Annotated in this window: 20 protein-coding genes and 3 pseudogenes; 22 read left to right on the top strand and 1 reads right to left on the bottom strand. The window is 34.8% G+C overall.

Features of this window, described 5'->3' with window-relative positions:
• Positions 1-11 precede the first annotated feature (11 nt).
• From ACQKNI_RS04485 to pepD, 6 genes are all read left to right on the top strand, one after another.
• Positions 12-494 carry a MarR family winged helix-turn-helix transcriptional regulator gene (locus ACQKNI_RS04485; RefSeq protein WP_000191902.1) on the top strand — a complete coding sequence of 161 codons (483 nt, stop codon included), beginning with the start codon at positions 12-14 and terminating at the stop codon, positions 492-494.
• Positions 495-663: 169 nt separating this feature from the next.
• Entirely contained in the window at positions 664-1,401 is a 738-nt protein-coding gene (gene gpmA / locus ACQKNI_RS04480; protein ID WP_098357660.1) for a 2,3-diphosphoglycerate-dependent phosphoglycerate mutase, read from the top strand.
• Positions 1,402-1,589: 188 nt separating this feature from the next.
• Complete coding sequence (locus ACQKNI_RS04475) at positions 1,590-2,327, top strand: type II toxin-antitoxin system SpoIISA family toxin (RefSeq protein ID WP_141552153.1); 738 nt, start codon at positions 1,590-1,592, stop codon at positions 2,325-2,327.
• Positions 2,328-2,439: 112 nt separating this feature from the next.
• Positions 2,440-2,568 carry a D-alanyl-D-alanine carboxypeptidase gene (locus ACQKNI_RS04470; protein ID WP_140417252.1) on the top strand — a complete coding sequence of 43 codons (129 nt, stop codon included), beginning with the start codon at positions 2,440-2,442 and terminating at the stop codon, positions 2,566-2,568.
• 72 nt (positions 2,569-2,640) lie between these two features.
• A complete protein-coding gene (gene spoIISB, locus ACQKNI_RS04465; RefSeq protein ID WP_000852590.1) occupies positions 2,641-2,817 on the top strand; it encodes a stage II sporulation protein SB in 177 nt (58 codons plus the stop codon).
• A gap of 183 nt (positions 2,818-3,000) precedes the next feature.
• On the top strand, positions 3,001-4,470 hold the full coding sequence (pepD, locus tag ACQKNI_RS04460; protein WP_088229124.1) for a beta-Ala-His dipeptidase: 1,470 nt from the start codon (positions 3,001-3,003) through the stop codon (positions 4,468-4,470).
• A gap of 62 nt (positions 4,471-4,532) precedes the next feature.
• Here the strand turns inward: pepD and ACQKNI_RS04455 are convergent, their stop codons facing one another.
• Complete coding sequence (locus tag ACQKNI_RS04455; RefSeq protein ID WP_098357663.1) at positions 4,533-5,003, bottom strand: DUF5065 family protein; 471 nt, start codon at positions 5,001-5,003, stop codon at positions 4,533-4,535.
• A 207-nt stretch (positions 5,004-5,210) separates the two neighbouring features.
• Between ACQKNI_RS04455 and ACQKNI_RS04450 the strand changes: the two are divergent.
• The 16 genes and pseudogenes from ACQKNI_RS04450 to ACQKNI_RS04375 form a co-directional block, all read left to right on the top strand.
• Positions 5,211-5,654 (top strand): annotated as a pseudogene (locus tag ACQKNI_RS04450) (CatB-related O-acetyltransferase); the annotation flags it as partial.
• 138 nt (positions 5,655-5,792) lie between these two features.
• Positions 5,793-6,389, top strand: coding sequence for an SGNH/GDSL hydrolase family protein (locus tag ACQKNI_RS04445; RefSeq protein WP_140417253.1), 597 nt, complete (start codon positions 5,793-5,795; stop codon positions 6,387-6,389).
• Positions 6,390-7,037: 648 nt separating this feature from the next.
• Positions 7,038-7,352: pseudogene (locus tag ACQKNI_RS04440) on the top strand (serine hydrolase); the annotation flags it as partial.
• 634 nt (positions 7,353-7,986) lie between these two features.
• Positions 7,987-9,342 (top strand): RNA-guided endonuclease TnpB family protein, encoded by a 1,356-nt coding sequence (locus ACQKNI_RS04435; protein ID WP_427282217.1) that lies wholly within the window; start codon positions 7,987-7,989, stop codon positions 9,340-9,342.
• 287 nt (positions 9,343-9,629) lie between these two features.
• Positions 9,630-9,737, top strand: a pseudogene (locus tag ACQKNI_RS04430) (metallophosphoesterase); the annotation flags it as partial.
• 213 nt (positions 9,738-9,950) lie between these two features.
• The gene (locus ACQKNI_RS04425) at positions 9,951-10,202 is read left to right on the top strand and encodes a hypothetical protein (protein WP_000548620.1); all 252 of its coding nucleotides are present in this window, start codon (positions 9,951-9,953) and stop codon (positions 10,200-10,202) included.
• A gap of 185 nt (positions 10,203-10,387) precedes the next feature.
• Complete coding sequence (locus tag ACQKNI_RS04420; protein WP_088229130.1) at positions 10,388-11,113, top strand: ABC transporter ATP-binding protein; 726 nt, start codon at positions 10,388-10,390, stop codon at positions 11,111-11,113.
• Positions 11,110-12,129: an ABC transporter permease gene (locus tag ACQKNI_RS04415; RefSeq protein ID WP_098252112.1), complete on the top strand. Its 1,020-nt coding sequence runs from the start codon at positions 11,110-11,112 to the stop codon at positions 12,127-12,129. Before ACQKNI_RS04420 ends, ACQKNI_RS04415 begins: the two co-directional genes overlap by 4 nt.
• Positions 12,130-12,153: 24 nt before the next feature.
• The gene (locus tag ACQKNI_RS04410; protein WP_088229132.1) at positions 12,154-12,807 is read left to right on the top strand and encodes a TetR/AcrR family transcriptional regulator; all 654 of its coding nucleotides are present in this window, start codon (positions 12,154-12,156) and stop codon (positions 12,805-12,807) included.
• Positions 12,808-12,811: 4 nt separating this feature from the next.
• Complete coding sequence (locus ACQKNI_RS04405; protein ID WP_098882302.1) at positions 12,812-13,780, top strand: YbgA family protein; 969 nt, start codon at positions 12,812-12,814, stop codon at positions 13,778-13,780.
• Between the two features lie 216 nt (positions 13,781-13,996).
• Positions 13,997-15,142, top strand: coding sequence for an acyl-CoA dehydrogenase (locus ACQKNI_RS04400; RefSeq protein ID WP_088229134.1), 1,146 nt, complete (start codon positions 13,997-13,999; stop codon positions 15,140-15,142).
• Positions 15,143-15,157: 15 nt separating this feature from the next.
• Positions 15,158-16,495 (top strand): acetyl-CoA carboxylase biotin carboxylase subunit, encoded by a 1,338-nt coding sequence (locus tag ACQKNI_RS04395; protein WP_088229135.1) that lies wholly within the window; start codon positions 15,158-15,160, stop codon positions 16,493-16,495.
• Between the two features lie 26 nt (positions 16,496-16,521).
• The gene (locus ACQKNI_RS04390; RefSeq protein WP_002056745.1) at positions 16,522-16,737 is read left to right on the top strand and encodes an acetyl-CoA carboxylase biotin carboxyl carrier protein subunit; all 216 of its coding nucleotides are present in this window, start codon (positions 16,522-16,524) and stop codon (positions 16,735-16,737) included.
• 21 nt (positions 16,738-16,758) lie between these two features.
• A complete protein-coding gene (gene mvaB, locus ACQKNI_RS04385; RefSeq protein ID WP_088229136.1) occupies positions 16,759-17,670 on the top strand; it encodes a hydroxymethylglutaryl-CoA lyase in 912 nt (303 codons plus the stop codon).
• Positions 17,671-17,674: 4 nt separating this feature from the next.
• The gene (locus ACQKNI_RS04380; RefSeq protein WP_088229137.1) at positions 17,675-18,463 is read left to right on the top strand and encodes an enoyl-CoA hydratase; all 789 of its coding nucleotides are present in this window, start codon (positions 17,675-17,677) and stop codon (positions 18,461-18,463) included.
• Between the two features lie 2 nt (positions 18,464-18,465).
• Positions 18,466-20,007 carry an acyl-CoA carboxylase subunit beta gene (locus ACQKNI_RS04375; RefSeq protein ID WP_088229138.1) on the top strand — a complete coding sequence of 514 codons (1,542 nt, stop codon included), beginning with the start codon at positions 18,466-18,468 and terminating at the stop codon, positions 20,005-20,007.
• Positions 20,008-20,032 lie beyond the last annotated feature (25 nt).

The following is a 20,032-nucleotide window of genomic DNA, read 5'->3' as shown; positions in this document are numbered from 1 at the left end:
GGGGAAAGTAGATGACACAACATAAAGAAGAACAGATGAATGAAGCATTAGCATTATTTTACTTTGCATATAAAACATTTACTGAAAAGCCAGATGAAATTATAAAAGAGTATGGTATTCAACGAGTACATCACCGAATTTTATTTTTTATCGCACGCTTTCCAGGGATAAGTGTAAATGAGTTATTATCACTGCTAGAAATAAGTAAACAAGCTCTTCATGGGCCGCTACGTCAACTTGTGGAAAAGGGCTTAATTGAGAGCAATGAAGCTACACATGATCGCCGTGTGAAACAGTTATCTTTAACAGAAAAAGGTACCGATTTAGAGAAAAAACTGAGTGATGTACAAAGACAACAAATGGGTGCCATTTTTTCAAAATTTGGTGAATCATGTGAAGAAAATTGGCATCAAGTTATGAATGAAATGGCAAATAGCCGTTCTGGTTTTGATGCATGGATATCAAAACGGGAAATACCAGTTGATCAAAAGTAAGGAATTAAAACATCTGTTTTATAGTTTGAAAAAGATTTGGTTTTATCCATACATTGGGTAAATATAAATTTAATCATAGTATGTGTGGATAAAAAAATTACATTACCAAAAACTTTATATGTGTACGCAATGGAACAATAAAATTCACATTTCCGAGAGGGGAATTATAATGATAAAACTTGTACTTATTCGTCACGGACAAAGTTTATGGAATCTCGAAAATCGCTTTACTGGTTGGACAGATGTAGATTTATCAGAGAATGGGCTAAGTGAGGCAAGAGAAGCAGGAGCAATATTAAAGAAAAACGGATATACGTTCGATATTGCGTATACATCAGTATTAAAACGAGCAATTCGGACGTTATGGATTGTACTTCATGAGATGGATCTCACTTGGGTGCCAGTACATAAATCTTGGAAGCTAAATGAAAGACATTATGGTGCATTGCAAGGGTTGAATAAAGATGAAACTGCGAAAAAATATGGTGAGGAGCAAGTTCATATTTGGAGAAGAAGTATTGATGTAAGACCGCCTGCTCTTACGAAGGATGATCCTAGATATGAAATGACTGACCCAAGATATAAAGCACTTAAAAAAGGTGAGTTTCCATTGACAGAATGTTTAGTGGATACGGAGAAAAGAGTACTTGATTATTGGCATTCAGAAATTGCGCCATCATTAAAAAGTGATAAAAAGGTAATTATTTCATCGCACGGTAATACGATTCGTTCACTAGTGAAATTCTTAGATAACCTTTCATGCGATGGTGTTGTTTCATTAAATATTCCAACGAGCATACCACTCGTGTATGAATTAGATGATGATTTACGTCCAATTCGTCATTATTACTTAAGTATGGATGGAGAAGTACCTGAAGGGGAAATTCCGAAACATATATCTTTTTAACATGAAAATTTGAAACACATGCTTGTCTACATATACAATGTAGATTCATGATCAAAGACGTGGCACCTTCTAATGTATATGCGATATTGCTAAATTTAGAAGCTTGTCCACGTCTTTTGTCATAAAGAGAGCTGCTTGTGCATGTAATGATATCGTGAGTAGTTTTTGAATGGAGGGTGATGTCATTGGTGATCTCTAACATTCGAATCGGCTTATTTATTTTAGTAATCATTTTTCTAGTACTTGTTTTCTTTTATTGGAAAAATGAAGAGCTGTACGAGGAGAAGAAGCAACGTATTAGAAAGACTTGGTATGGGTTGTTTATAATATCAGTCACAGTGTATTTCATGATAAAAGGAATTGATTTAACCCTCTGGAAAAATCTATTAATGTTCACTGCAATGGTTATTTTCGTTGATATTGCATTTATTTTAACACCTAATATTTCAGAAATATGGGGAGCGAAATTTAGCGATATCGGCAAGACAGTTCAATCGATAAAACGGTCATTAATTGCTTCTAAAGCAAGAGGAGAAATATACACAACAATAATCCAAAATGTCAATCCAGCAGTGTTCGGTACAATGGAATGGCTTACGGAGGAAGAATATACAAAAAGCTTAAACGCATTTTTAGATTCGTATGGGGAAAAGATTGGAGCAAAAATTGTTGTATTTGAAGCGGCAAAGGAATTAAATACAAACTTTCGTGGTATCCGTTCTCAATTTAGTATTATCGTTCCGTTTGAACACATCGAGCAATTGAATGAGCAGAAAGCGGTGCAAGTAGATAACGTCGGTATTATACCAGCAAAAATAGTGAGTGATGTTTTTATTATTATTGATGGGAAGAAAAATAATCTTCAAGATCGGGATTTTGAAAATGTATATAATCTAACGATACATCATAGTTATTTTAGTAAATAAGGACAGGATTTTCTTCTGTCCTTTTCACTTATACATAAAGGGAAAGCAAATTTAGACAAACTTGTATAAAATCGGACAATCATTCCTACACTAGCACGTAGAGGTGATTGTAGTGATAAAAGATTATGACAATGATTTTTTTAAAGAAGATAATGAAGATATAACAGATTTTTCTTTAATAAAAGGAGATACTTTGCAGCAAGTAGAAGATTTAGAAGAAGAATTAAAAAGAAAATCATGATTGTACACTTTGTCTGTATTTGCTATATAATATAAATAGAAGATTGTATCTTTTTGAAGAGGGGGAGAAGAGATGGCTGAAGTGAATATACAAAAGTCTTCATTTTTTAAAGAAAAAAAAGAAGAACCAAATACAGATTTCTCTCTTGTGAAAGGTGCATTAACGGAAAATATAAATCGGTTAGAGAAACTGATGAATAATAGCAGTTCAAAATATATACGAGTGAAAAAAACAAAAGAAAATGCATAGTGCATTTTCTTTTGTTTTTTATTGCGTTATTCGCGAATTAATAAGTAGTGGTGTATGGGGAAAACATAAATTAAAGCTTCAATTTCAATTTTTTAAAAGGATAACAGAAAGGTAAAATAATGAATCATGGTATAATGATAAAAGACTTACATATTATTTTGTCATTTTGAGAGGAGCTTAAAAATGTATTCTACTTTAGAACAATTAACAAAGCACCCTGTATTTTATCATTTTGCAGAAATTTCAAAGATTCCTAGAGGGTCAGGTAATGAAAAGGAAATTAGTGATTATTTAGTACGTTTTGCGAAAGAGCGTAACTTAGAAGTCATTCAAGATGAAGCATTAAATGTCATCATAAAAAAAGAAGCGACTGCTGGTTATGAAAATGTACCAGCTATTATCATTCAAGGGCATTCAGACATGGTATGCGAAAAAAATCAAGCGACAGTACATGATTTTGAAAAAGATCCAATTGAATTACGAATTATTGGAGACATGTTATATGCAAATCAAACAACGTTAGGTGCTGATAATGGTATTGCAGTTGCGTATGCATTAGCTTTATTAGATGCATCAGACATTCCGCATCCAGCGCTTGAAGTAGTTATTACTACTGAAGAAGAAACGACAATGGGCGGGGCTTTCGCAGTTGATGCAAATCACTTTGACGGAAAGATTTTTATTAACATTGATTCTGAAGAAGACCACAAATTACTTGTAAGTAGTGCAGGCGGTGCAAAAGCAGTCGAAACAATTCCAGTAATTTGGGAAGAAGCACCAGTAAATATGGATACATATCGTCTCTATGTTGGCGGACTTAAAGGCGGACATTCTGGCATGGAGATTGATAAGCAACGTGGGAATGCGAACAAAGTATTAGGACGAGTTTTACGTGATTTATCTGTAAATATTCAATTTGAAATCAGTGAGGTTCACGGCGGATTAAAAACGAATGCAATTCCGCGTGAAAGTGTAGCTACACTTTTATTACGTCCAGAAGATGTAGAACAAGTAGAAGAAAAGCTAGAATCGTGGACAAGAGTATTACAAGAAGAAATGCGTGCTGTTGATCCGGATGTTCATGTTACAATTACAAAATTGGATGAGAAAGTAGAAAAAGTATTTGCTAAAGAAACACAAAAGCAGCTTATTTCATCGTTATTCTTAATTCCAAATGGCATTCAAAGCATGAGTATGGATATTAAAGGTCTAGTTGAAAGTTCAACAAATTTAGGCGTTATTGAAACGCTGCAAGATGAAATTAAATTACGTAACGAAGTGAGAAGTTCTGTAAGTAGTTTAAAACAACATGTTGCAGATGAAATTAAATGTATTGCCGAATTAGTTGGTGCAACATTTGAAATAGAGTCAGAGTATCCAGAATGGCCATACAATCCAAATTCACAAATTCGTAATTTGTTTGAAAAAGTGCATCAAGAAAAATACAATAAAGATGTTGAAATTTTCGCTGTACATGCTGGAATTGAGTGCAGTGTATTCGTTCAAAAAATGCCGGAGTTAGATGCAATTTCATTTGGCCCAGACATTTTTAATGTTCATACACCAGATGAACACATCAGTATTTCTTCTGTTGTGAATAACTGGGGATTCTTTGTTGATGTAATGAAGGGTACGAAAGAATTAGCTAAGTAATGATGAAATGAAAAGTAGCCTATAAAAATTTATAGGCTACTATGTTTTTTAGTATTGAATATTTATTTTGAGATTTTAAAGCTGCCACCATAATAATAATTTTCTCCAAGTTTCATAACAGCTACATACGTTCCAGGATTATAAACCTTAGTAATAGGCGTTACAAATCTACCATAATTATGTGATAAACCTGAGTCGTAAATGGTTTTATATCTATGCAAGTTTATTTCATCATTTTCATTTTCACTCAATCGATATATTTTTACAATGCCAGTATCCTTACCACCAGTGTATATATTAACATCGAAGGTATCTCCCTGCTTTAAGTTACCAACTGCTAACTCTTTTAAAAAATCTGCATTATGATGTAATGAAAAATAGTTTTGCCACTGCCAAGTATCTAGAATTGGTGATCTTTTTTGTATAAGTTCTGATTCAGCAGACACAGGTGTGGTGGTACTAATTGTATCCGAAAATAAAAATCCTCCAACAATCAATGCCCCAATAATTGCTGATTGCTTTAAAAGTTTCATCTTCTAAACCTCCTAATTAATAAAGGATTCAGAAATCGTTTTTGTGAAAAAATAGCTGTGAAATCTAAAGGATGATAATATCTTCTATAATCATATTAACATTCATTGATTTATCAGACAAATCAATGAATAATAAAATTATATCGAGGGAGTTAAGGCTAATATAAGAAAGAAGTAAGATATATAACTAAGAAATCTTTATCGTATGTAATTGGGAGCTATGTTTGTATTGCTAGCGGAGTAGTCATATTAATGGGTGGTAATCACAATCATCACTCAGAATGGATTACAGTATATCCATTCGCTGAGCAAATTGAATATTCATATAAACCGAAGGGCGATACAGTCATTAAAAGTGATGCTTGGATTGGAATGAATGCTATTGTTATGCCGGGCGTTACAATCGGTGAAGGTGTAATCGTTGCAGCAGGATCTGTCGTAAGTAAAGATATTCCACCATATACAATAGTTGGTGGAAATCCTGCTAAGGAAATAAAGAAACGATTCACTGATACAGAAATTAATATGCTAATGGAAATGCTTTGGTTTGATTGGGATAGAGAATTAGTTGAGAAGGCAATTCCTTTTTTATCTAGTTCATCTATTGAATTATTGTATGATTTTTATAACAAGGAAGTAAAAAATAGATAGATCTGTGAGGAAAACTACATTCTATATAGGATGTAGTTTTTTTGAATGTAATTGAAATCGAAAAACACTTAGAAATAACAATTACGTTGTGAGCTATTGTATAGTATAGATATGGTTAATAATAAAGGGGGACTACATATGTGGAAGCGATTTGTAGCGATTGGTGATAGTTTTACAGAGGGGATAGGGGATGAAGTTGAGGGAATAGCATTAAAAAGCTGGGTAGACCATTTTGTTCAACTGTGTGAAAACGATATAGAATATGCTAATTTTGCCAAGCGTGGGTTAGTAACTAAAGAAATTCGCTCACAGCAATTAGAAAAGGCATTAACTTTTAATCCGGATTTGGTTAGTCTAATTGCAGGTGCAAACGATGTATTAAAAGGACGTTGGAATCATCATGCATATAAGAACGATATGAAATTTATGATAGATACATTAAGTAAAACAGGTGCTGATATTATTATAGCAAACCTTCCAGATTTTACAGTTAGGCTTCCTTTTTCTTCTGAAAAAAAACAAGTGTTAAAAGAACAATTATTAGAGGCAAACGAAGTTATACTTTCATTGAGCAGAGAGTATAAGCTTCATTATGTTGACTTTTGGAATCATCATTTAGTTAATGATAATACGCTTTGGTCTACGGATTTAATTCATCCAAACTCAAAAGGATATGTAAAAGTTGCTGAATTGATTTATAGTAGTTTGTCTGTACATGACTCTTTTAAGCTTTAGAATGAACTAGCCCCCTGTCGCATATAGCGCAGGGGTTTTGATGCGAAAAAGAAGGATATATAGTGCCTATAAATTATAGTTTAAGTAATTCTATTTATTGTCTATATTTTTGTTGTTTTCTGTTGCAGGATCCTTAATATAAGGGTCCTTTTTTCTATCAAATATCTACAAAATAAGATCGGAGAACCCAAACTAAAAGATATTTTAAATAAAATTGTTAAAACAGTACTAATATTGATACCGATTGCCAAAAGACTCGCTGGTTTTCATTTTTGAAAGGTTGGCATTGCTAATAGTAAATAGAAGAGTAAAACAAATCGAAATGGACAAGTAAGAGTAATTTTAAACTTTAACAAAACAGTTATTTAGTAAAACATAAATAGAGCACACAAATAAGTATGCTCTAAGAAAAATTGATGATACAAGTGAAGTGTTGCGTGAAATTCACAAATAATAATCAGATTTTTATGAGTGTATTTTTAACATTGTATGCTTTACTTGTTTTTTAGGAGCCTGTTATGTAAGAGAATGTATAGGTGATTATTTTATGAAAGTAATTGCACACCTTACATCCTCAGGAGGATTCTTCTATCAAAAAAAGATAATCAATGGAACAAATGAAACTTGTATCTTGTCTAAGCGAAAGTAATTGCTACGAATCTTAAAGCTTTTACGGTCGGAAATGCGCTTCCGGTTCATAAGCGTAACATTCTTACAGAGTGGATGAAAGGCAATGCTACAGGAGACAAACTTATACGTGCAGGCGTGCCAACTGACTGGGTAGTTGGGGATAAATCAGGAGCTGGAAGTTATGGGACACGAAATGACATTGCTATCGTTTGGCCACCAAATAGAGCACCAATTATTATCGCAATTTTATCCAGTAAAGATGAGAAAGAGGCTACCTATGATAATCAACTAATTGAAGAGGCAGCTGAAGTTGTAATCAATGCTATTAGATAATAATCTCTTAGTGATCTTATTTCTTTACCAGATGTTATTGAATGTATTCTTATTATAAAAAAAGTAAAAATATGAAACATATATTACGTATTTCATCTGAAATTTCATGTACTGCATTTTATTAACTTAAACAATTTCAAAAATGTATAATAAAATTCAGTTAACATAAAATAAGCGTTTTATGAAAATAAAAGGAGAGAATATGAAGAGAAATATTAATAGAATCATATTGTTTATTGGCACAGTAGTAGGATTGAGTATCTTTTTATCCCTTTCGGCAAGAAGACTCCATCTGATTTGTGTTACGGGTGTAACCCAACAATTCAGGTGGAGATGAATTGCCGTCAACAGGTAGACAAAACAATTTTGTTTCTTTTGTCTTACGATATAATCTGCCCTAGATAAGGAGGGAATATATCGTAGGATAACGAAATTAGATAATGATAATCATAATCATTTGGCTGCTTGAACCAAAAAGAATTACGATGAAGACCATGTTCACATTTTGTTCCGTTCTAAATCTTGATTTGTCAAAAGTAATTAACAGTTACACAATTATTTCTTTCCTAAGAAAAAACACGATCTTAGGAAAGAAATAATTGTAATGAACTCTCTGAGAAAGGTGGTGAAAACAATGGCTAGAAAGAAAGCGGTAAAAATATTACGTAAACAAAAGAAAAGAGAAACCATGCAACGGTTCACGCAGAAACAGCATATCGGACGAGCTTGCCTCACAGCTAAAGAATTTCGTTTACTTCAGCGTATGTCGCATAGTTCAAAAGCGTTGCGAAATGTTGGATTGTACACCATTAAACAAAGTTATTTGAACGATAATAAAACGGCTACTGTAAAAGAAGTGGACAATGCCATGCACGCTGATATGAACTACTGGGGTGTTCAATCAAACTCTGTTCAAGCCATTCGTAGAGCCTTATTTACAGAAGTGAAGAGCTTTTTTAAAGCGTTGGAACAGTGGAAGAAAAATCCTGAGAAGTTCACAGGGCGTCCTAAGTTTCCAAATTACTCTCGTTCCACTGACAAACGAATTATTGAAATCTATCAAGTTCCAAAAGTGGATGAGAACGGGTATTGGATCATTCCGATGAATGTGGCATTCAGAAAAAAATTTGGTTCTATTAGAATACGTATGCCTAAAAACTTAAGAAATAAAAAAATCTCCTATATTGAGATTGTACCGAAGCAAAAAGGTCGGTTCTTTGAGGTGCATTATACATATGAAATGCACGTTTCTCAAATGAAGAAACCATCCACGACTACTAGTAACGCTTTGAGTTGCGATCTAGGTGTAGATAGATTAGTAAGTTGCGCAACGAATACAGGTGATACGTTCTTAATTGATGGAAAAAAATTAAAATCCATTAACCAGTACTTCAACAAAATGATACGTAATCTGCAACAGAAAAATATGGAGAATGGACTTTCTAAACGTGTTGTAACGAATCAAATGGCTGCACTTTGGCATAAACGCGAAAGACAAATAAACGGTTACATTTCACAAACTGTAGGCCTGTTGTTCAAAAAAGTGAAAGCGTGCAACATAGATAAGGTTGTCGTAGGGTATAACGCTGGTTGGAAACAAAAATCTGATATGGGAAAAAAGAATAATCAAAAGTTTGTTCAAATCCCATTTCATAAACTGGTGGCAGCAATTGAGAATAAATGTGTAAAAGAAGGTATCCGATTTTTAAAACAAGAAGAAAGCTATACTTCAAAGGCTAGTTTCCTGGATAAAGATCCGGTTCCAGTTTGGTCTAAGGATGATAGGACTCAGTATCGCTTTAGTGGCAAACGAATCACTCGTGGTCTGTACCAAAGTAAAGCAGGAACATGTATCCATGCTGATATTAATGGTGCGCTGAATACATTGCAAAAATCAAGAGTTGTAGAATTAGATGACAATCTTAAAGTGAAAACGCCGATTCTATTAGAAGTGCAAAAACGTAAGGCTGTTGCTTCGCGCATAGCTTAGTGGGTGCGTCAACCATCCATGTGTACTCGACTTGTCGGGGCTTGTAGCACACGCCAGATTCATCTGAGTGGTGGTTTCTTCTGCAAGGAAGAATTGCTCTTTTTCGAAAGGGTGGTGCAAGTGGGGAAACGAACGTTCGTTGCCAGTACCAACCAAAAACATACTTGGGGTGTTACCATAAGGTGGCATGAATGCTAGAGCGTCAAACAGTCTAGTAATAGACGAAAAGACCTAGCATTCTAACTCAAGCCCCCACTGAAACGTTTTATCTCAGTGGAGATAGTTGACATGAAGAACAAAATACAGCAATGATAGTTAGTCGAGGATTAGGAAATAGTATTATTCCGCAAAGAATCTTTAATAGGCCGGAACTTATAGTCGTACAGTTAAATTAAACTGTACGACTTTTTATGTGAAAAAGGAAAAGGTGCTTTTATATTTTATACAAGTTTACATTACAATTTTGTTAAAAATTTTCTACGTTACATAAAGTAACAAAATTTGACCTGAAGAGTTTGTTATAGTGTAAATAATCAAAAAACTTAAAAATTAGTCGAGTGAAAAGTGTGATAAGGAATTCATGTAAAAAAACTTAAAGGGGTGTACACATGCACAAAGAATATGAAATTGAAGAGTATACGGCGATTGAGGAACAAATTCATTATTATTGTAAATGTTTATTAGTAAGTCATCCTGATCAAATTATAAAGTACTTAGAAAAAAGATTGGAAAAATATGCAGAAACATTACAGTATGCACATTTATATCCCGACACGATTATTTTACCGTTACAGCAATTAGTTATTGAATATTCTTTAGACGTTGCTAGAATTAGGAAGTATATGAATTTAAAAACATAAAATGAAATGTATAGTGTAAATGAAACAGAGTCGACTTTAAGAAATAATATTCTAATGTCGACTCTGTTTCATTGTTTAATATTTTTGATTGAAAATAAATACTAATCAATGAAGTTTGACATATAATTACGCAAGAGTAAAATAAAAGTGAGTACTCACTCATTTTGTGAAAAGGGGGATAATACATGGAACAGCCTTCAATTATTTTACGGACTGTATCAAAAAGTTTTGGAAAAAAAGAAGTTTTACACAATCTTTCATTACAAGTTGAAAAAGCAGAGATATTTGGTTTAGTTGGTCCTTCAGGATCTGGAAAAACAACACTTATTAAAATGATTGCAGGTATAAATGAGGCAACGAAAGGTGAAGTACTTGTTTGCAGCACTAGTATGCCTAACTTAAATGAAATGAAAAGAATCGGTTATATGGCTCAGGCTGATGCGTTATATGAAGAACTGTCAGCATATGAAAATGCAGATTTTATTGCAACAATGTATGGTTTAAAAGGTAAGCGTAAGAAAGAGCGAATTAATGAGGTTTTTGAACTTGTACAATTATCCGAGCATATGAAAAAGCCAGTACAGCAATTTTCAGGTGGAATGAAAAAACGTTTATCATTGGCGATAGCACTTCTTCATGAACCAGAAATATTAATTTTAGATGAGCCAACAGTGGGGATAGATCCACTTCTTAGAAAAACGATTTGGGAAAAGTTTTATGATCTTAAGAAGAAAGGTACAACAATTATTGTGACGACGCACATTATGGATGAAGCTGAATTTTGTGAACGACTAGGGTTGATTAGAGAAGGGAACTTAGTTGCGGTTGGAACACCTGAAGAATTGAAAAAACGTGTATCATCAGGACGAATTGAGGATGTCTTTTTATTAGAAGAGGTGGTCGAATCATGAGAGTCAATGGTGTAATTATCCGTATTATTCGTCAATTTTTTCGTGATAAGCGTTCGTTAGCTATGATGTTTGGGGCACCGATGTTATTACTTTGGTTATTATCTCTCGTGTTTACACAAAAAGATTATATACCACATATCGCTGTAGTGGATGTACCAGCTCCAATAGTGAAAGCAATGAAAAATCAAGACGCATCAATTTATGAATATGAAAAAGAAAAGGCATATTCTGAATTAGAAAAGCAAAAAGTGGATGCAGTGATACACTTAGAAAATGGAAAAATGAAACTATTATTAGAAGGCAGTGATTCATCCAAAAATCGTGCTGTACTTCAAGTATTGCAAAAGAGTACAGAAAAGAATGATGTATCGATTATGAAACCTGAAGTGGAGTATTTACACGGTTCTAAAGACTTTACGATGTTTGATGGGCTTGGGCCAGTATTAATCGGTTTCTTTACATTTTTCTTTGTATTCATATTGTCAGGAGTATCTTTCGTGAGAGAACGTTTAAGTGGCACTTTAGAAAGGTTATTGTCTACTCCGGTAAGAAGATGGGAAATAGTTGCAGGATATATTATTGGTTTTGGAATCTTTGCATTTATACAATCTATTATTATCGTAAGTTTCTCTGTCTATATTTTAGACTTGTATGTAGCTGGCTCTATATGGCTAACGCTCCTTATTACATGTATGTTATCACTAACTGCACTAACATTAGGAACGTTTTTATCGGCATACGCAAATAATGAATTCCAAATGATTCAATTTATCCCACTTGTTATCGTACCGCAAGTGTTCTTTTCTGGATTGTTTCCAATTGAATCTATGAACAAATGGCTACAAATGTTAGGAAAACTATTTCCACTCACATATGGTGCTGACGCGATGAGACAAGTGATGATTCGAAATCAAGGATTTAATGAAATTGCACTAGATCTTACTGTTTTACTTCTTTTTTCACTATTATTTGCAGTAGGAAATGTATTTGCTTTAAAGAAACATCGCAAAATATAATGATGACAAAAAGGAGCTATATAAATGGAGAAAGATTGGCTTGAAGAATTAGTTGCTGCAACGAATACAGATAAACGAAATGAACGTCAAATGCGTATTTTAGAAGCAGCCGTGGATATGTTTGGAGAAAAAGGATATGCTTCGACTTCAACAAGCGAAATTGCAAAGCGTGCTGGTGTAGCGGAAGGAACGATCTTCCGCTACTATAAAACGAAAAAAGATTTATTGCTAGCAGTCGTCATGCCAACTTTAACAAAGTTTGCAGCGCCATTTTTCGTACAAGCCTTTGCAAAAGAAATATTTAAATCGGAGTATGAATCGTATGAAGGACTTTTAAAAGTTGTAATTCATAATCGATTTGAATTTGCGAAAAAGCATTTTCCAATGATAAAAATACTAATTCAAGAAGTACCATTTCAGCCAGAGTTAAAAGCTGAAATACAACAATTAATAGAAACAGAACTCTTTTCACATTTTAAAAAGTTAATTGTAAAGTTTCAAGAAAAAGGCGAAATTATTGAGATGCCACCATCTTCCGTATTACGCCTTACTTTATCAGCGGTATTAGGATTACTCTTAACCAGATTTTTATTATTGCCTGAGGAAAAATGGGAAGATAAAGTGGAAATTGAAAATACAATTCAATTTATATTGTACGGATTAACGCCGCGGAGGTAATGTGATGCGCCAATTTGCTAAACCGAAAATTGTTGTAAGTAAATGTCTAGAATTTGATGCGTGTCGTTATAATGTAGAGATGATTCCAGATGTAACAATACGAAATTTACAGCCATTTGTTACATTTATCCCAGTTTGTCCAGAAGTAGAAATTGGTTTAGGAATTCCTCGAGAAACGATACGAATGGTAGAAGAAAATGGAATAAAAAGGCTTATGCAACCGTCGACACGGGAAGATGTAACTGGAAAAATGGAGCAATTTTCAAAGGATTTTTTACAAACGATATCCGATGTGGATGGTTTTATTTTAAAGAATCGCTCGCCAAGTTGTGGTACGCGTGATGTGAAAATTTATGCTGGTTTTGAAAAAGCACCAGTAAAAGGAAAGGGAGCGGGCTTATTTGGCGGAGCAGTAATAAAAAAATTTTCACATCTTCCAATTGAAGAAGAAGGTAGATTGTCGAATTTTATTATTAGAGAACATTTCTTTACAAGGTTATTTACAATCGCATATTACAAGATGATTAAACGTAATAAAAATATGAAAGACCTCGTATCGTTTCAGTCGGACAATAAATATTTATTTATGGCTTATAATCAGGTAAAACAAAAGGAATTAGGGCGTATTATTGCAAATCACAAAAATGAAAAGCTTGAAGCGGTATTTGATAAGTATGAGAAGAGTTTATATGAATTGTTTATGCGCACACCCCGCTATACATCGAATGTAAATGTATGTGAGCATATTTTTGGATATTTTAAAACGAAGTTGAAAAAACAAGAAAAAGATCATTTTTTCGATTTGATACAAAAGTATATAGAAAAGAAAGTCCCACTTAGTAGCTTACTTGCAATTTTAAAATCATGGGCCCTTCGATTTGATGAAAAGTATTTATTAAGGCAAACATATTTCGAACCTTATCCAGAAGCTTTAGTAGAGATTTCAGATTCGGGGAAAGGTAGAGATTATTAAACAAAAAATTGCATAATTCGACAAGAAAACTCCTATGTTGTTGTAGAACAATGTAGGAATTTTTTTGTGCATTAGTACAGAATCTGTTTTAAAATTAAGTTATGACAGAATTATAACAATTATCTAACTAATGTTCTTGTCTTTTAAGTAGCAATGTTTGTAGTAGAAACTCGCACGCTGTCGAAACTCAATATTCGATAAGGGGTGTGTAGCGGAATGGAATTTACTCTAACTCGCGAAAAACAAATGATTAAAGAAATGGTACGTGACTTTGCTGAAAAGGAAATCGCACCGAAAGCTGTGTATTATGACAAAACTGCAGAGTTTCCATATGAAACATTTCAAAAAATGGGCGAACTAGGATTATTAGGCATCCCATTCCCAGAAGAGTATGGAGGTTCAGGTGGCGATACAGTATCGTACGCGTTAGCAGTTGAAGAAATTGGGCGCGCTTGTGGTGGTACAGGCTTAAGCTATGCTGCAACAATTTCATTAGGTGCTTCTCCAATTTATTATTTCGGTACAGAAGAACAAAAACAAAAGTATTTAGTTCCAATGGCGTCAGGTAAAACATTAGGTGCTTTCGGATTAACGGAGCCAAATGCAGGGTCTGATGCAGGGGGCACACAAACGAAAGCGGTTTTAGATGGCGATGAATATGTAATTAGTGGTGAAAAGTGTTGGATTACAAATGCAGAGTATGCAAATACGATTATTGTAACCGCTGTCAACGGTGTTGAAGATAATGGAAGAAAACGCATTTCGGCATTTATCGTACCAACTACTAGTGAAGGATTAACGATTTCTAGTCCTTACGATAAGATGGGTGTTCGTGCTTCTAATACTTGTGAAATCATACTTGATGGTGTTCGTGTACCGAAAGAAAACATTCTTGGTGATGTAAATAAAGGATTTAAACAATTCTTATATACACTTGATGGAGGACGTATTTCAATTGCTGCATTAGCTGTTGGTATTGCACAATCTGCATTTGAACGTGCATTGCAATATGCGAAAGAACGTCAGCAATTTGGAAAGTCCATCTCTAATTTCCAAGCGATTCAATTTAAATTAGCTGATATGGCGACTGAAGTAGAGCTAGCGCGTAATTTAGTACATAAAGCAGCTTGGTTAAAAGATAATGATAAACCTTTCGGTAAAGAAGCGGCAATGGCAAAACTATTTGCATCTGAAGCAGCTAGTCGTATTGCGAATCAAGCAGTACAAATTCATGGTGGGTATGGCTATATGCGTGAATATGAAGTGGAACGACATATTCGTGATGCAAAACTATTAGAAATTGGTGAAGGAACTTCTGAAATTCAACGTCTCGTAATTGCAAGACATTTAGGATGTAGATAAAAGGGAGGAATCACTATGTTTCAAAAAATATTAATTGCGAATCGCGGGGAAATCGCTGTTCGTATTATGAAAACTTGTCAAAAACTTGGCATTCGTACTGTTGCTATTTATTCTGAGGCGGATGAAAATGCTCTTCATGTGAAAATGGCAAATGAAGCTTACTTAGTAGGTGGACCGCGTGTACAAGAAAGCTATTTAAACCTTGAAAAAATTATAGAAATAGCTAAGAAGACAAATGCTGAAGCAATCCATCCGGGGTACGGATTATTATCAGAGAATCCATCTTTTCCGGTTCGCTGTAAAGAAGAGGGCATCGTATTTATCGGTCCTTCAGAAGAAATCATTACGAAGATGGGAAGTAAAATTGAGTCACGTTTAGCAATGCAAGCAGCAGATGTACCAGTAGTTCCAGGGATTACTACAAATATTGAAACTGCTGAAGAAGCAATTGAAATTGCAAAACAAATTGGTTATCCATTAATGCTTAAGGCATCCGCAGGCGGCGGAGGCATTGGAATGCAGTTGATGGAAACTGAGCAAACGCTCACCAAAGCGTTTGAAAGTAATAAAACAAGGGCACAAAACTTCTTTGGTAACGGAGAAATGTATTTAGAGCGCTATATAGCAGATGCACACCATATTGAAATTCAACTTTTAGCAGATACACATGGCAACACAGTGTATTTATGGGAGCGTGAATGTTCTGTGCAGCGCCGAAATCAAAAAGTAATTGAAGAAGCGCCTTCGCCATTTTTAGATGAAGGTACACGAAAAGCGATGGGAGAAATTGCTGTACAAGCTGCTAAAGCACTTGGTTATACAAATGCAGGTACAGTTGAATTTCTTGTAGATGATCAAAAGAACTTCTATTTCTTAGAAATGAATACGAGATTACAAGTAGAACATCCAGTTACGGAAGAAATTACTGGATTAGACCTTGTAGAACAACAGCTCCTTATTGCAAGTGGTGAAAAATTATCATTTACACAGGATGATGTAAAGCGTATGGGTCATGCCATTGAAGCTCGTATTTATGCAGAAGATCCAAAAACATTCTTCCCATCACCTGGGAAAATTACAGATTTAACATTACCGTCAAATGTACGTATCGATCACTTCTTAGAGAATCATGTAACAATTACACCTTTCTATGATCCAATGATTGCAAAGGTTATTGCTCATGGTGAGACCCGTGAAGAAGCGATTTCGAAATTACATGAGGCTTTAGAAGAATTAAAAGTAGAAGGTATTAAAACGAACACGCCAATGCTATTACAAGTATTAGAAGACGAAGTGTTCAAAGATGGCATTTATACAACAGGTTTTGTAACGAAACAACTTGTTAAAAAATAAGATTTAACAATACTAAGGGGGAAAAAATGATGACGAAAGTATATGCATCGATGGCAGGAAACGTTTGGAAGATTGTTGTAGGAGTAGGAGATACAGTAGAGGAAGAACAGGATGTCGTCATTTTGGAATCTATGAAAATGGAAATTCCAATCGTTTCAGAAGAAGCCGGAACTGTAATGAAAATTAACGTGCAAGAAGGCGACTTTGTAAATGAAGGGGATGTATTAGTAGAAATTGAATAGGGAGATATAGGGGGAAGCGAATTGAAACTACCTAATTTTGCTGTCATTAAAGAAGTGGGACCACGTGATGGTTTACAGAATGAAAAAAAGATTGTTGGCACAAAAGATAAAGTAAAATGGATTCAACTACTTACAGAGGCTGGATTATCGTACGTTGAAGTTTCCTCATTCGTTCACCCAAAGTGGGTCCCTGCATTAGCAGATGCAAATGATGTATTTTCTGAGCTGAAAAGGGATCCGAATGTTACATATGCAGCGCTTGTTCCAAATCAAAATGGTTTGGAACGAGCTTTTTTGCAAAATGTAGATGAGGTGAATGTTTTTTTATCAGCAAGTGAATCTCATAATAAAAGTAATATTAATAAATCAATTAAAGAAGCATTAGTTGTAATTGAAGATATAACAAAACAAGCATTATTCGAAGGGAAAAAAGTAAGAGGTTATGTTTCTACTGTATTTGGATGTCCTTATGAAGGGGATATAAGTACCGCAGCAGTTGACGAATTATGTAATCAGCTATTTTCTTACGGCATTTATGAAGTCTCGCTTGGTGACACGATTGGTGTAGCGAACCCGCTACAAGTAGAGCGAGTATTAGAGCATTTATTAAAGAAATACGATGCTTCGCAGTTTGCAATGCATTTTCATAATACGTACGGTATGGCTCTAGCGAATGTAGTTAAGTCGTTAGAATATGGTATTACAACGTTTGATAGTTCTTGTGGTGGACTTGGAGGATGTCCTTATGCACCGGGAGCATCGGGTAATGTTGCTACTGATGACCTAGTACATATGCTCCATAAGTTAGGGGTCCAAACAAATATAGATGAAGAAAAGTTATTGAGAGCTAGCCAATTTATTCAAAGTAAATTAAATATCCAATTACCGAGTCATGTGTATAGAGCGCTGCAACATAAAACGATAAGTAGGTGAGAAGATGCTACAATTACAAAACATTTCAGTTGATTATGTAACACCTCACGTTGTGAAGGTTTCGTTAAATCGTGAAAGACAAGCAAACTCATTATCTTTAGCGTTATTAGAAGAATTACAAACTATATTAACTCAAATTAGCGAGGAGTCAAATACACGTGTAGTTATTTTAACAGGAGCTGGCGAAAAAGCGTTTTGTGCTGGTGCAGATTTAAAAGAGCGTGCCACTATGAATGAAGAACAAGTTAGACATGCTGTTAGTATGATTCGTTCTACTATGGAAATGGTTGAACAATTACCACAACCAGTAATTGCGGCTATAAACGGAGTTGCTCTTGGTGGGGGTACAGAGTTAAGTTTAGCTTGTGATTTCAGAATTGCGTCTGACAATGCAAGTCTTGGTCTTACTGAAACTACGCTTGCTATAATACCTGGAGCAGGTGGTACGCAGCGCTTACCGAGATTAATCGGCGTAGGTAGAGCGAAAGAACTAATTTATACAGGAAGACGTATTTCATCTCAAGAAGCGAAAGAATATGGTTTAGTAGAATACGTTGTACCGGCTGAAAGATTAGAAGAAAAAGCAATTGAAATTGCAGAGAAAATTGCTAGTAATGGACCAATTGCTGTTCGACTAGCAAAAGAAGCAATTTCAAATGGTATTCAAGTAGATTTACATACCGGATTACAAATGGAAAAACAAGCGTATGAGGGCGTAATCCACACGAAAGATAGAGTAGAAGGATTACAGGCATTCAAGGAAAAACGCCAACCAATGTATAAGGGGGAGTAAATATGTTAGATCAAAAACAGCAAACTAATTCATTTGAAGAACGAGTTGAAACAATTAAGCAAGGCGGAGCACCGAAATATCATGAACAAAACAAAGCGAAAGGTAAACTATTTGTTCGTGATCGTTTAGCTCTTCTGTTTGATAACGGTGAATATGTTGAAGATGCATTATTTGCAAATTGTGAACAAAATGGATTACCAGCTGACGGCGTTGTAACTGCAACCGGTAAAATACACGGTCGTACTGCGTGTGTAATGGCAAACGATTCAACGGTAAAGGCTGGCTCATGGGGATCACGTACAGTTGAAAAGATTTTACGTATTCAAGAAACGGCAGAAAAATTACGCGTACCATTATTTTATTTAGTTGACTCTGCTGGTGCACGTATTACAGATCAAGTAGAAATGTTCCCGGGGCGCCGCGGTGCGGGAAGAATCTTTTATAATCAAGTAAAATTATCAGGTAAAGTTCCGCAAATCTGCTTATTATTTGGACCTTCAGCAGCTGGTGGTGCGTATATTCCAGCATTTTGTGATGTTGTTATGATGGTGGAAGGAAATGCATCTATGTACTTAGGCTCTCCACGTATGGCTGAGATGGTTATCGGCGAGAAGGTAACGTTAGAAGAGATGGGCGGAGCTCGTATGCATTGCTCTGTATCAGGATGCGGAGATGTATTATGTAAGACAGAAGAAGATGCAATTACGCAAGCTAGACAATATATTTCATATTTTCCAAGCAACTACTTAGAAAAGACTCCATTGATTTCACCTCAAGAACCGAAACAGTTCGATAAAACGTTAGAACAAATCATTCCAGAAAATCAAAATGCTCCTTTCAATATGAAAGATCTCATTAACAGAGTTATTGATGAAGGTTCTTTCTTTGAAGTGAAAAAATTATTTGCTCAAGAATTAATTACAGGTTTAGCACGCATTGATGGTAAACCAATCGGTATTATTGCAAATCAGCCGCGTATGAAGGGTGGCGTATTATTCCACGATTCTGCTGATAAAGCGGCTAAATTTATTAATTTATGCGATGCATATCATATTCCATTATTATTCCTTGCAGATGTACCAGGATTTATGATTGGTACGAAAGTAGAGCGTGCTGGTATTATTCGTCACGGTGCAAAAATGATTTCTGCAATGAGTGAAGCAACAGTACCAAAAATTTCTATTATTGTCCGAAAAGCGTATGGGGCTGGTTTATACGCAATGGCAGGTCCAGCATTCGAACCAGATTGCTGCTTAGCATTACCGACAGCTTCTATTGCGGTAATGGGCCCAGAAGCGGCGGTTAATGCAGTATATGCAAATAAAATTGCAGCTTTACCAGAAGAAGAGCGCGCAAGCTTCATTGCTGAAAAACGTGAAGAGTATAAGAAAGATATTGATATTTACCACTTAGCATCAGAGATGGTGATTGATGGTATTGTTCATCCGAACAATTTACGTGAAGAATTAAAAGGAAGATTCGAAATGTATATGAGTAAATATCAAGTATTCACGGATCGTAAACATCCTGTATATCCAGTTTAAAAGCCCTATTTAGGGCTTTCTTGCT

The sequence above is a fragment of the Bacillus sp. NPDC094064 genome, assembly GCF_050279585.1.
Classification (GTDB): domain Bacteria; phylum Bacillota; class Bacilli; order Bacillales; family Bacillaceae_G; genus Bacillus_A.
This window is presented reverse-complemented; position numbering and strand designations above follow the sequence as displayed.